The sequence below is a fragment of the Sphaerisporangium siamense genome, assembly GCF_014205275.1.
In the GTDB taxonomy this organism is placed as follows: Bacteria; Actinomycetota; Actinomycetes; order Streptosporangiales; family Streptosporangiaceae; genus Sphaerisporangium; species Sphaerisporangium siamense.
Genome location: NZ_JACHND010000001.1, coordinates 8,087,477 through 8,100,368, shown reverse-complemented (window position 1 = coordinate 8,100,368; position 12,892 = coordinate 8,087,477). Strand labels below are relative to the sequence as shown.

11 protein-coding genes and 1 other RNA gene are annotated in these 12,892 nt (G+C 71.0%); 9 read left to right on the top strand and 3 right to left on the bottom strand.

Features of this window, described 5'->3' with window-relative positions; genetic code table 11:
* The first annotated feature begins 30 nt into the window (after positions 1-30).
* A complete protein-coding gene (gene prfB / locus BJ982_RS36585) occupies positions 31-1,149 on the top strand; it encodes a peptide chain release factor 2 (protein WP_184887782.1) in 1,119 nt (372 codons plus the stop codon).
* Between the two features lie 82 nt (positions 1,150-1,231).
* On the opposite strand, the gene BJ982_RS36580 is transcribed toward prfB, so the two are convergent.
* Positions 1,232-1,423 carry a hypothetical protein gene (locus tag BJ982_RS36580; RefSeq protein WP_184887780.1) on the bottom strand — a complete coding sequence of 64 codons (192 nt, stop codon included), beginning with the start codon at positions 1,421-1,423 and terminating at the stop codon, positions 1,232-1,234.
* A 236-nt stretch (positions 1,424-1,659) separates the two neighbouring features.
* Between BJ982_RS36580 and ftsE the strand changes: the two genes are divergently transcribed.
* From ftsE to BJ982_RS36550, 6 genes are all read left to right on the top strand, one after another.
* The gene (gene ftsE, locus BJ982_RS36575; RefSeq protein WP_114029179.1) at positions 1,660-2,349 is read left to right on the top strand and encodes a cell division ATP-binding protein FtsE; all 690 of its coding nucleotides are present in this window, start codon (positions 1,660-1,662) and stop codon (positions 2,347-2,349) included.
* Positions 2,350-2,383: 34 nt separating this feature from the next.
* The gene (ftsX, locus tag BJ982_RS36570) at positions 2,384-3,292 is read left to right on the top strand and encodes a permease-like cell division protein FtsX (RefSeq protein ID WP_184887778.1); all 909 of its coding nucleotides are present in this window, start codon (positions 2,384-2,386) and stop codon (positions 3,290-3,292) included.
* A gap of 23 nt (positions 3,293-3,315) precedes the next feature.
* On the top strand, positions 3,316-3,783 hold the full coding sequence (gene smpB / locus BJ982_RS36565) for an SsrA-binding protein SmpB (RefSeq protein ID WP_184887776.1): 468 nt from the start codon (positions 3,316-3,318) through the stop codon (positions 3,781-3,783).
* Positions 3,784-3,806: 23 nt separating this feature from the next.
* Complete coding sequence (locus BJ982_RS36560) at positions 3,807-5,687, top strand: penicillin-binding transpeptidase domain-containing protein (RefSeq protein ID WP_184887774.1); 1,881 nt, start codon at positions 3,807-3,809, stop codon at positions 5,685-5,687.
* 345 nt (positions 5,688-6,032) lie between these two features.
* Positions 6,033-6,410: a transfer-messenger RNA gene (gene ssrA, locus BJ982_RS36555) on the top strand.
* A gap of 106 nt (positions 6,411-6,516) precedes the next feature.
* A complete protein-coding gene (locus tag BJ982_RS36550) occupies positions 6,517-7,200 on the top strand; it encodes an alpha/beta fold hydrolase (protein WP_184887772.1) in 684 nt (227 codons plus the stop codon).
* On the opposite strand, the gene BJ982_RS36545 is transcribed toward BJ982_RS36550, so the two are convergent.
* Positions 7,178-7,576 carry an Lrp/AsnC family transcriptional regulator gene (locus BJ982_RS36545; protein WP_184887768.1) on the bottom strand — a complete coding sequence of 133 codons (399 nt, stop codon included), beginning with the start codon at positions 7,574-7,576 and terminating at the stop codon, positions 7,178-7,180. The genes BJ982_RS36550 and BJ982_RS36545 overlap by 23 nt on opposite strands.
* 246 nt (positions 7,577-7,822) lie before the next feature.
* Positions 7,823-8,908, bottom strand: a complete 1,086-nt coding sequence (locus BJ982_RS36540; RefSeq protein WP_184887766.1) for a S1C family serine protease — start codon at positions 8,906-8,908, stop codon at positions 7,823-7,825.
* Between the two features lie 322 nt (positions 8,909-9,230).
* On the opposite strand from BJ982_RS36540, the gene BJ982_RS36535 reads away from it, so the two are divergent.
* Together BJ982_RS36535 and BJ982_RS36530 are read left to right on the top strand one after the other, a co-directional pair.
* Entirely contained in the window at positions 9,231-10,436 is a 1,206-nt protein-coding gene (locus BJ982_RS36535; RefSeq protein ID WP_184887764.1) for a hypothetical protein, read from the top strand.
* Between the two features lie 222 nt (positions 10,437-10,658).
* Positions 10,659-12,869 (top strand): acyl-CoA dehydrogenase family protein, encoded by a 2,211-nt coding sequence (locus BJ982_RS36530; protein WP_184887762.1) that lies wholly within the window; start codon positions 10,659-10,661, stop codon positions 12,867-12,869.
* The last annotated feature ends 23 nt before the right edge of the window (positions 12,870-12,892 follow it).

Genomic DNA, 12,892 nt, shown 5'->3' with positions numbered 1-12,892 from the left:
TGCCCGCGCTGTCGCGTACCCTTGGCAGATGTGGCAGCCATCGATCCCTCAGAAGAGATCCGCGAGCTTAACGGCATCCTGAAGGGCATTCAGGACGTCCTCGATCTCGACAGCATGCGCAAGCAGATCGCCGATCTTGAGGAGCAGGCCGCCGCGCCCGATCTGTGGAACGACCCCGAGGCCGCCCAGAAGGTCACGAGCAGGCTCTCTCACCTGCAGGGCGAGCTCAACCGCGTCGAGGGCCTGAGCCGCCGGCTGGAGGACGTCGCGGTCCTGCACGAGCTGGCCGAGGCCGAGGACGACGCCGACACCCGTGAGGAGGCCCTGCGCGAGCTGGTCTCCCTGCGCGGCGACATCAACGCGCTGGAGGTCCGCACGCTGCTGTCGGGCCCCTACGACGCCCGCGAGGCGCTGATCACGATCAACTCCCAGGCCGGGGGCGTGGACGCCGCCGATTGGGCGCAGATGCTCCTGCGCATGTACCTGCGCTGGGCCGAGCGCAAGAACTACTCGACCGAGGTCTACGACACCTCCTACGCCGAAGAGGCCGGCATCAAGTCGGCCACCTTCGTGGTCAAGGCGCCCTACGCCTACGGCACTCTGCGCGGCGAGCACGGCACCCACCGCCTCGTGCGCATCAGCCCGTTCGACAACCAGGGCCGCCGCCAGACCTCCTTCGCCGGCGTCGACATCGTGCCGGTCGTCGAGCAGACCGACCACATCGATATCAACGAGGACGATCTGCGCATCGACGTGTACCGCTCCTCGGGCCCCGGCGGCCAGGGCGTCAACACCACCGACTCCGCGGTCCGCATCACCCACCTGCCCACCGGCATCGTGGTGTCCTGCCAGAACGAGCGCTCCCAGCTGCAGAACCGCGCCTCGGCCATGACCGTCCTGCAGGCCAAGCTCTTGGAGCGCAAGCGGCAGGAGGAGGCGGAGAAGATGTCGGAGCTGCGCGGCGAGTCCACCACCTCGTGGGGCACGCAGATCCGCAATTACGTCCTGCACCCCTACCAGATCGTCAAGGATCTTCGCACCTCGGTCGAGGCGGGCAACCCGAGCGCCGTCCTCGACGGTGACCTGGACGATTTCATCGAGGGCGAGATCCGCTGGATGCGCCGCCAGGAGACCGGCGCCTCGCAGTGACGGCGGGCGCGAGGGCCTGAGGTCCGCGCGCCCTCGCCGTCACGGGCGGCGCGGGGCCGTCCTTGCCGCGGGGGATGGTCCGTCAGGCGCCGTACAGGTGCCTGAGCGCCAGCGTGAAGACCAGCAGCGCGACGAGTACGACCGCGATGAGCACGGGCGACAGGCCGCCGAACCCATGGTGGTGCACCCTGCTCCTGGCGGCCCTGCACGCGGGGCAGCGTCCCTCGACCACGGGGCCGGCGCACTGTGCGCAGATGAGGTGTTCGCAGCTCACGGGATATCTCCCTCTCCACGATGATCGCTTTACCAGGCCGTTAGCGAGTGTGGAATCGTTTTGTTTCCGTTATGGACGTTCCATGCCAGTGTTACCCCTAGACTGAGCCTCGGCCAACCGGAACGTCGATCAATGGTAAAGACCGGCGCCCCCCGGTCGGCGAGCAATGCGATGTGGCTCACGCGGCCACTCCCGCGACCGTCCCAACCCCTAGACTGGCATGCCGTGATGCGCCTGTGATCCATTTCGATAATGTCACCAAGGTCTACGTTAACCAGAACCGGCCCGCCCTCGACCACGTGAGCGTGGACGTCGACAAGGGTGAGTTCGTGTTCCTGGTCGGTCCTTCGGGGTCGGGGAAGTCAACCTTTCTCCGGCTGGTCCTGAAGGAGGAGCGCCCCAACTCGGGCGCCATCCACGTCGCCGGCAAGGATCTGGCGCGCCTGTCCAACTTCAAGGTGCCGCACCTACGCCGTCGTATCGGCTGCGTGTTCCAGGACTTCCGGCTGCTGCCCAACAAGAACGTCTACGAGAACGTGGCCTTCGCCCTGGAGGTCATCGGCAAGCCCCGGCGGTTCATCCGCAAGGTCGTGCCCGAGGTCGTGGAGCTGGTCGGCCTGGAGGGCAAGGCCCACCGCATGCCCGACGAGCTGTCCGGAGGCGAGCAGCAGCGCGTCGCGATGGCGCGCGCGTTCGTGAACCGTCCGATGATCCTGCTGGCGGACGAGCCGACCGGCAACATCGACCCCGCGACCAGCATCGGCATCATGAAGGTGCTCGACCGGATCAACCGGACCGGCACCACCGTCGTCATGGCCACCCATGACGCCGCCATCGTCGACTCCATGCGCAAGCGCGTGGTCGAGCTGGAGGACGGCAAGATCGTCCGCGATCAGTCGCGCGGCGTCTACGGCCAGGCGTACTGATCACCAAGCGAGAGCAACAGGGGACACCCAAAGCATGCGGGCAAACTTCATCTTCTCTGAGGTCTGGATCGGCCTGCGCCGAAACCTCACGATGACCATCGCCGTCATCGTGACCGTGGCCATCGGAATGGCGCTGCTCGGCATTGGGCTGATGATCAACGCACAGGTCGGGAACATGAGCAACTTCTGGACCGACAAGGTCCAGCTCTCGGCCTACCTGTGCAAGAAGAACGACCCGTTCGAGGCGTGCAAGGGGCGCGGGGCCGTCAGCGAGCAGGAGAAGCAGGCGCTGCAGGCCCAGATCAAGCAAATGAAGCAGGTGGAGACCGTCTTCTTCGAGGGCCAGCAGAAGGCCTACGACAACTGGAAGGCGACCTTCAGCAGCAACAACGTCCTGCTCTCCGCGGTCAAGCCCGAGGACATGCCGGAGTCCTTCCGCGTCAAGCTCAAGGACCCCAACGACTACAAGGCCGTCGTGGACGCGCTCAGCGGCGCCCCCGGAGTGTCCAACGTGGTCAACGACCAGGAACTGCTGGACAAGTTCTTCGGGCTCATGGGCAAGCTGCGCTGGGCCGCGCTCGTCGTGGCGATGATCCAGGTGTTCGCGGCGATCCTGCTGATCGGCAACACCGTGCGGTTGTCCGCCTACAACCGCAGACGTGAGACCGGCATCATGCGCCTGGTCGGCGCCTCCAACCTCTACATCCAGTTGCCGTTCGTGATGGAGGGCACGATCGCCGGCCTGGTCGGCGGCGTGATCTCGGCGGTCCTGCTGATGTTCGCCAAGATCGTGCTGTTCGACGGCATGAAACAGTACTTCGTGCTGTCCACCCAGCTAAGCTGGAGCGACGTCGCCCAGGTGATCACGCTGACCACCGTGGTGGGCGTCCTGATCTGCATCGTGGCCTCGTTCTTCATGCTCCGGCGATACCTGCGGGTGTGACGGGCCCCGGTAGGCTCGCAGCTATGCCACGTGAGAGCGGGCGTAAGCTCATCGCCCAGAACAAGCGTGCCCGGCACGACTATCACATCGAGGACACCTACGAGGCCGGGCTCGTCCTCATGGGGACGGAGGTCAAGTCCCTGCGCGCGGGCCGCGCGAGCCTCGCGGACGGCTTCGCCCAGGTGAAGGACGACGAGGTGTGGCTGATGAACGTCCACATCCCCGAGTACCACATGGGCACGTGGACCAACCACGCCGCGCGCCGCCCGCGCAAGCTCCTGCTCCACAGGAAAGAGATCGGCAAGATCATCGCCAAGACGAAGGAGTCGGGGCTCACGCTGGTCCCCCTCGCCCTGTACTTCAAGGACGGCAGGGCGAAGATCGAGATCGGCATCGCGCGAGGCAAGAAGACCTGGGACAAGCGCCACGACCTCGCCGAGAAGCAGGCGACCCGCGAGATGGCCCGCGCCCTGCGGTACCGCAACCGGTGACGCCGGGGAGCCTTGGCGTGCGCATGAGAAGAACGTTGTCGGCGGGGCTGGCGTGCGCCGTGCTCGTCCCCACGGCGTCCGCCTGCTTCGCCGAGCCGTCGCCGCACGACGCCGTCAGCGAGTTCCTCGTCGGCTGGCAGACCGGCCGCTACGACGACGCCGCGGGCCGCACCGACGGCGACCCCAAGGTCGTCGGCAAGGCCCTGGAGGACACCGGGGTGCAGCTCGACGCCGCGTCGATCCGCTTCTCGCTCAAGGGCCTGACCACGGACGGCGACTCGGCGGTCGCCGACTTCCGCGCCCAGGTCGACCTCGGGGACAACAACCCGCTGTGGCAGTACGACAACAAGCTGCCCCTGCACCTGGTGGACGGCAGGTGGAAGGTCCGCTGGTCGCCCAGCGTCATCCACCCCGAGCTGCACCCGGGCCAGCGCTTCGCCGTCGAGGTCTCCACCGAGGGGCGCCAGCCCATCGAGGACCGCAACGGCGACCCCCTCCAGCGCGAGGCCACCCTCTACGTCGCCGGCGTCTACCCGGCCCGGGTGAAGGACCCGGTCGGCGTCTGCGAGCGGCTCTACCACCTGACCGGCTTCCCCCAGGACCGTCTGCTCAGCCGCATCAGGTCCGCCCCGCCGCAGGACTTCGTGCCGCTGGTCACCTTCGGCGGGCGCAAGTACGCCCAGCTCCGCGACCGGCTGGACGAGATCCCCGACCTGACCATCGACAAGAAGTCGCAGCCGGTCGCGCCCGCCGAGCCCGCCGACATCATCGGCAAGGTCGGCGCGATCACCCCGGAGACCGAGCAGCAGCTCGGCGGCCCGCAGCTGGCCGGCGACACCGTGGGCCAGGGCGGGCTGCAGAAGGCCTACCAGGACCAGCTCACCGGCTCCACCGGCACCAAGGTCATCACCTACGACCTCAAGACCAACGAGCCGGTCGCCGAGCTCGCCAAATGGCCGGGCAGGACCAACACCACCTCGGTGAAGACGACCATCGACAAGGGCGTGCAGCGCGCGGCCGACCTCGCCGTCAGCGGCACGGCGCCCGCCACGCTGGTCGCGGTCAAGGCGTCCACCGGCGAGATCCTCGCCGTCGGCGCCCACGAGATGGACCAGCTGCGCGACGGGCTCGCCGGGAGGTTCCCGCCTGGCAGCACCTTCTCGATCGTCGCGCTGGAGGCGCTGCTGCGGGCGGGGGTGGACCTGCGGCAGAAGGTGCCGTGCCCGGCCGACCGCACGGTCGGCGGCGCGCGGTTCCAGCAGGCGTCGGTTCCCTCGGGCGGCTCGCTCACCATCAGAACCGGGTTCGCCCAGGGATGCGTGACCGCGCTGGCGTCGCTGGCGCGCCGGGTCGACGCCGCCGAGCTGTCCCAGACGGCCGCGCGGTTCGGCGTCGGCGTCGGCTGGTCGCTGCCGCTGCGGTCCTTCAGCGGCACGGTGCCGCAGGCGGCCGGCGACGCCGCCAAGGCCAAGATCATCGCAGGGCAGACCGTGCGGGTCAGCCCGCTGACGATGGCCCTGGTCGCGGCCGCCGTGAAGTCCGGCACCTGGCGGCCGCCCACGCTGGTCACCTCCCCGTCCGCCCCCGACGCCGCGGCCCAGGCCCCGCCGGCCCCGCAGCCGGGTCCCATGGCGCTGGACACCGCGACGCTGGACGATCTGCGCGGGCTCATGCGCGCGGGCGTCGCCTCGGGGTCGGCGGCCGCCGCCGCCGCGCCAGGGGAGGACGTCTACGGCGTCTCGTCCGGCGTCGCCTACGTCTACAAGAAGCGCCCGCGGCCGCTGTCGTGGTTCGTCGGCTGGCAGGGGGACGTCGCGGTCGCCGTGGTGACCGAGGCCGCCGACCCCGGCGCGTCCGCCAGGATCGCCGGGCAGTTCTTCCGCGGGACGGCCACGGCGCCGTAGGCCCTCGGGGGCGCGGCCGGGCGGCCCGCGGAAAAATGTCGCGGACGCGAGCAACCATCCGGGCCCCGTCCTGCGTCTTCCTGAGTGACTGGGCACCGCTTGGGGGTTGCGGTCTCAGTCGCCGTGATGAGACCAGGGCTTCATCTCGGGGGAAGCCCTGCCGTCCGGACCGGCTCGACCCTGCCGGTCGGCCCCCGGGGGCGTGCGCCGCGTGCCACGTCTCCGGGGGTTTCGGCATGCCGGGCGGCCTGTGGGGCCGCCGATGCCCGAAGGAATCAAGTTGACGCCCAGGGTGTTGTCTAGAGTATCTTCGAAGTAGCCGGGCCCTCACGGGCCTGGCTGCCAGGGGGTGACCGGTTTCGACTTTGACATGTCACGCCAGGGGAAGCGGGTCGAGGACTGCGGACATAACCTCGTTAACACTGTGACCGCACACAATAAGTGCCAATAACACGCGCACTCAGGGCCAGCTGGCCCTCGCCGCCTGAGCGAGGACCTCGCCCTTGTCAGCCCGGGATAGCCTCCGGCCCGGGATCTGGCATCGCTAGGAGGCTAAACCGATCGACCCGGTCACGGGGTCGGTAGGGAAACCAAACAGTGACTGGGCCCGTCGGTGACTTGCTTGCGTGATCACCGGGGCCGAGAAAATCACAGCAAGCTGCACCCGGAGAAGCCCTGACGTGGTGCCGAAGGACGCGGGTTCGATTCCCGCCACCTCCACCACACGGCCCCGCCCACATGGGCGGGGCCTTCCGTGTTTCCCGGGGCGGTTTTCCTCTTCGCGCGAACGCGGTCCGGCGGGCCGGGGGCGGCGCTTACGGTGGTGGGCATGGGGGATCTTCGGTTCGCGCTCGTCAACGGGGTCAGGCTCGCGTATCGGACGGAGGGTGATCCGGCGGCGCCTCCGCTGCTGCTGCTGCCGGGCCGGGGCTACGACCACACCGACTGGGACCGGGTGATCGGCCCGCTGGCGGAGTCCTTCCGGGTGCATGCGCTGAGTCTGCGCGGACACGGCCGCAGCGACCGGCCCGGCAGGTACGCGCTGACCTCGATGCGCGACGACGTGGTGGGCCTGCTCGACGTGCTCGGCCTGGAACGGGCGTCGCTGGTCGGACACTCGCTCGGCGGGTTCGTCGCCTACCTGGTCGCGCAGGAGTACCCGGACCGGGTCGAGCGCCTGGTGCTGGAGGACGTGCCGCTGCCCGTCCCGGCCGGCCTGGCGGTCCCGCCGCGTCCGGAGGGGCCGCTGGAGTTCGACTGGGCCATGGTCGAGCAGACGGCACGGCAGCGCGACGACCCCGACCCGGCCTGGCTGGAAGGGCTCGCGAAGATCACCGCGCCGACGCTCGTGCTGGCGGGCGGCCCGTCGAGCCACCTGCCGCAGGAGCAGGTCAGAGAGCTCGCCGCCCGCATCCCCGGCGCCGAGCTGGTCACGGTCGACGCGGGGCACGAGATCCACGGCACCCGCCCGGCGGAGTTCCTCACCGCCGTCACGGCCTTCCTCCGCCGCTGACGGGCGGGCCGGAGCAGACCTCCGTCCTGTTCCTCAGCAGGGCACCGAGCTCGGCCTCCGCGCGTTCCGCGCGGGCCCGTAGCTGATCCACCTGGCGCCTGAGCTGCTCCCGCGTCGGGTTCGTCACGGTGACGTCGGCCACGCGGCGGCGCGCCGCGATCCACGGCTCCTTGGGCTGGCCGCACGCGGTCACGAAGGCGACCAGGGTGCCGGTGCGGGGCAGCTCGGTGGCCCCGCTGACGATGGCGTGCACGGTGGCCGGGCTGAGGCCCGCGGCCTCGCCCAGGCGGCGATGGCTCCAGCGTCCCTCCTTGAACAACGCGCGCAACTGCTCGGACATGTCCTTCGACGTCTGGATGCGGCTGGGGTCGATCACGGCCGATCGCGCCTCACCGCTGGGCGGGGCCGGTGCCCCGCGCCTGGTTCACCTGGCCGGTCCGCCTGTGATGGGACATGCGGTGCTCCTGTTCGTCGTCCGGTGCGTTCGTCACTCTTATGAACGTACGAATCCGCCGCGTGGCCGGGCGATCCCGCCAACGGGAGACCCGGAGTACAGCAGGCTCTACTCCGGCCCGCTCCCGCAGCTCGACGCCCTGTCACGCCGCGGGGCGGGTGAGGGGAGTCAGCTTCCGGACAGGATGCCGAGGGTGACGTTCACCGTCGTGGTCTTCCCGTCGGGGTGCAAAAGTTCCACGCCGGCCGTGGACCCCGGGGTGAGGCCCGCGAGCACCTCCGACAGCGCGGCGGCGGTGGGCGTCGGCTTGCCGTTGACGCTCAGGATGATGTCGCCCGGCCGGATGCCCGCCTTGGCGGAGCCGCTGTTCGGGTCCACCTGGGCCACGCCCACGCCGACCGGCTGGCCGTCCGGTCCGACCACGGTGTTGACCCGGATCCCGAGGGCCGCGCGGCGCGTGTTCGTCACCCGGCCGTACTTGATGATCTGCTCGGCGACGTCCTTGGCGGTGCTGCTCGGGATGGCGAACCCGATGCCGGGCGCCGCGCCGCCGCCCAGGTCGGGGTTGATCGCCGCGAGCGTCGGGATGCCGATGACCTCGCCGCCCAGGCTCGTCAGGGCGCCGCCGCTGTTCCCCGGGTTGATCGCGGCGGAGGTCTGGATCGCGTTGGTGATGGTGGCGCCCGGCGACCCCCCGCCCTGCGGTTCCGTCACCGTGCGGCCGAGGGCCGAGACGATGCCGTTCGTCACGCTGCCGGACAGGCCGAGCGGGTTGCCCATCGCGAGGACGATCTGCCCCACCCTGAGCTTGGTGGAGTCGCCGAACCGCGCCGGCGTGAGCCCCGAACGGTCGGTGACCCGGATCACGGCCAGGTCGCCGAGCGGGTAGGACGCGACGAGGTTGGCCTTGCGCGGCCTGCCGCCGGTGGCGAGCGTCACCTCGAAGGTCTTGGACTTGCCGACGACGTGGGCGTTGGTCAGGATGTGCCCGGCGGTGTCGTACACGACGCCCGAGCCGAGGCCGCCGCGCGTGGTGATCTGCACGATCGACGGCAGCACCTGCGCGATGGTCCGCTCGTACGCCTGCTCCTCGGTGGTCGAGCCGGGCGGCGGCGTCGTGTCCGTCCCTGTGTAGGACGTGTTCGTCGCGGCGGGCGATCCGGCGAGGCCGCAGCCGCCGACCACCAGGGCCACGGCGGGCACGGCTGCGGCGACGCGGCGGGCGCGCCCGGAACGCCGGTTACCTGGTGTCATTGCCATGGATGATGTGGTTCCCGGCCGCCTCGCCCGAGATGCCCGCCATTTCGGACAATGAGTAGATCTTGGTGTGCCTTATGTGAAGTGTGGTCTTTGGTAACGGGAGTAACGCTCTTCGTCCGAGGGCTCGGTCGGTCGCCTGCCCGTCACCTGCTCCGGCGCGGCATATTGATGGGGTGGCGCGCCACATGCATCGCCATTTGTGACGTAGTCTGCCGACATGGTGGACGGCTCGGGAGACACCCCTGACCGCCCTGGTGCGGGGCGGTCTCCGACGTACGTCCCCTCCTATGACGCGCCCACCACGCCGATGCCCCGGATGACGCCCGACCAACTGGCGGCCGTCATCGCGGCGGCCGGCGGGAACGGGGCGAAAGGCGCGGGAACCGCCGAGGACGCCGCCCGGGCCACCGGGAAGGACGTCCCGGACGACGGCCGTGACCGGACCGGCGACCGCGCCGGTGACCAGGCCGGTGAGCAGGCCGACGACACGGTGGACGTCCGGCGCGGGCGTGGATCGTTCCCGCATCCGTACGAACGCGTCGCCCCCTACGAGCCCCCCGCCCACGAGTCCGGCGCCCATGAGCCCGCCGCCGGCGCCCCGCCCGACGAGTCCGGCATCCCGACGACGCCGAGGCTCCGCGTCCCCGGCAGGCCGGTCGTGGTCGCGCGGCCGGAGGACGAGCCCCCGGTCGCCGAGCCGGCGGGGTTCCCGTACTGGGCGGGCGAGGAGCCTCCTTCCCGGCCGGCTGGGCCGCGCCCCGTGCGGGTGGGCCCGGTGCGCCGCTGGACGAGGGCGGTGCTCCTGCGGGTCGGCGACATCCCCCTCAGGGTGGTCTACGGCATCGGCGCGGCGCTGGTCACGGCGGTGGTCGTCGTGCTGGTGTTCGTGCTGTTCTCCGGCGACCGGCCCGCGCAGGTGCCGGTCGGCCCCGCGGGGGGCGGCGGTCCGGCGCCGTCGAAGGCGTCGCCGCCCGCGCCGAAGCCCATCGTCGTGCCTCCGGTGCCCGCGGCCAAGCCGATGACGGTCTTCCCCGCCCCCGGCTCCTCGGTGGCCTCGTACGTGCTCGACAAGAAGGCGCGCCTCAGCTACCCGCGCTACACGGCCCCGTGGGCGAAGGCGTCCCAAGACGGCTTCGCCGCGGCGCAGCGGACCGGGTCGTCCGGGCGGCAGGCGCTGATCGGCTCGGCCCCGCTTCCCGTCGCCGTGCCGAAGCGGCCCGCCACCTACGAGGAGTACCGGGCGCTGGCGGGCAAGGCGGTCAAGTGGAGCCTGCGCCACCAGCCCGCGGGGTCGAAGTTCGCCTGGACGGCGTCGCGGCGCACCCCGTACGGCCTGGGGTGGATGCTCGGGTACAAGGTGACCTACGTCGTGCAGGGCAAGAAGCACTCCTCGCAGGCGCAGGTGATCGTCCTCGCGAACGGCGGCAAGAAGCCGGGGATGCTGTTCGCCACGGTGCCGGACACCCGCAAGGCCCTCTACTACGACCTCAACATGCTCTTCTGGACGGTACGTCCCCTCTGACCCCTTCCCGGGCGGACGATCGACGATCCGTGACCGCTCTGCGGCGTGGGTAGAAGCGTGTGCAGGCAAACGCCGAGCATGGTCGCGTCCATGGCCCTCTGGTGGTGACGCTGCGTAGTGAGTAGGTTGGGCGAGGCCCGGCCCGTGGACGGCCATGGCCATGGAAGCATCTTCTAGAATATGATTCTGTCACGCGTTCTGAGGGCCGAATCGGAGGGTGTCATGGCGATCGGATTGAGCGAGGAGCACGAGGCGCTGCGCGAGTCCGTGACCGGCTGGGCCGAGCGCGCCATCCGGCCCGAGACCGTGCGCGAGGCGGTGGGCACGGCCGTCGGCGCCGGGACCGAGGAGCGTCCCCCCTTCTGGCCCGCTCTGGCCGGCCAAGGACTGCTCGGCCTGCACGTTCCCGAGGAGTACGGCGGCGCCGGCTTCGGCCTGCTGGAGACCGCGGTGGCCGTCGAGGCGCTCGGCGAGCGCGTCGCCCCCGGCCCGTACGTGCCGACCGTGCTCGCCTCGGCGGTGATCCTCGCCTCCGACGGCAAGGCCCGCGCCGAGCTGCTGCCCGGCCTGGCCGACGGCTCCCTGACCGGCGCGGTCGCCCTCGGCGGCGCGCTGACCGGCGTGCGCTCCGGCGAGGGCGTGCTGACCGTGGACGGCGCCGTCGAACCCGTCCTCGGCGGCGCGCTCGCGGACGTCCTCGTGCTGCCGGTGCGCACCGACCGGGGCGAGGAATGGGTGGCCCTGTCCAAGGACGTCCTGACCGTCACCCCGCTCGCGAGCCTCGACCTGACCCGCGGCGTCGCCAGGGTCGAGGCGAGCTCCGTGCGCGTGCCGGGGGAGCGGGTGCTCGACGGCCTGACCGGCGCGGCCGTCCGCGACACCGCGGCGATCCTGCTCGGCGCCGAGGCGGCCGGCGTCGCCGCCTGGTGCGTGCGGGCCGCCGCCGAGTACGCCAAGGTGCGCGTGCAGTTCGGCCGTCCCATCGGCCAGTTCCAGGGCGTCAAGCACAAGGCGGCCCGCATGCTCGTCGCCCTGGAGCAGGCCCGCGCCACCGTCTGGGACGCCACCCGCGCCACCGGCGCCGAGCTCGGGTACGCCGCCGCCGTCGCCGGGGTCATGGCCCCGGACGCCGCCGTCCGGTGCGCCAAGGACGCCATCCAGATCTTCGGCGGCATCGGCTACACCTTCGAGCACGACGCCCACCTCCACTACCGCCGCGCGCTGACGCTGCGCGCGCTGCTCGGCCCGTCCGCCGCGTGGGCGGAGGCGGTGGCCGCGCACGCCGTGTCGGGGACCACCCGCGAGATGCGCATCGACCTCCCCGAGGAGTCCGAGGCGATGCGCGCCGCGATCCGCGGCGAGATCGCCGAGATCGCGGCGCTGGAGGGCAAGGAGCAGCGGCGCGCCCTCGCGGCCAAGGGCTTCGTGATGCCCTACCTGCCCGCCCCGTGGGGGCGCGGCGCGACCCCGCTGGAGCAGGTGCTCATCCACCAGGAGCTGAAGGCCGCCCGGGTGCGCCTGCCCCAGATGATCATCGGCGCCTGGGTGGTGCCGTCCATCGCGGCGTACGGCACCCCGGCGCAGCAGGAACGCTTCCTGCCCGCCACGCTGTCCGGCGAGCTGATCTGGTGCCAGCTCTTCAGCGAGCCGGGCGCGGGCTCCGACCTGGCCTCCCTGCAGATGAAGGCGGAGAAGGTCGAGGGCGGGTGGCGGCTCAACGGCCAGAAGGTCTGGACGTCCATCGCGCACGTCGCCGAATGGGGCATCTGCGTCGCCAGGACCGACCCGTCCAAGCCCAAGCACGACGGCATCACCTACTTCATCGTGGACATGAAGGCCCCCGGCGTCACCGTGCGCCCGCTGACCGAGATGACCGGCGAGAACCTCTTCAACGAGGTGTTCTTCGACGACGTGTTCGTCCCCGGCGACCTGGTCGTGGGCGAGGTCGGCGACGGCTGGCGGGTCGCGCGCAACACCCTGTCCAACGAGCGCGTGTCCCTGTCGTCGGGGTCGGGCGGCACCGGCTCCTCGGTCCCCGACCTGCTCGGCCTGGTCTCCCGGCTCGGCCGCGACCTCACCCCCGCCGAGCGGCTCCAGCTCGCCGACGTCGTCTGCGAGAGCCACTCCATCAACGCGCTCAGCCTGCGCGTCACGCTGAAGCAGCTCGCCGGGTCCGAGCCGGGCGCCGACGCCTCGGTGCGCAAGCTGCTGTCCACCTCGCACGCCCAGAACGTCGCCGAGTGCGCGGTGGGCCTGCTCGGCACGTCCGCGGTGACCGCCGCCGACATGAAGCTCGGCGACGCGGGCTACTGGAACCGCGCCGTGCTGTCCACCCGCGCCATGACCATCTACGGCGGCACCACCGAGGTCCAGCTCAACATCATCGCCGAGCGCATGCTCGGCCTTCCCCGGGACCCCGAACCGGGCAAATAGGGGCCGCGCGCGGACGCGTCGGC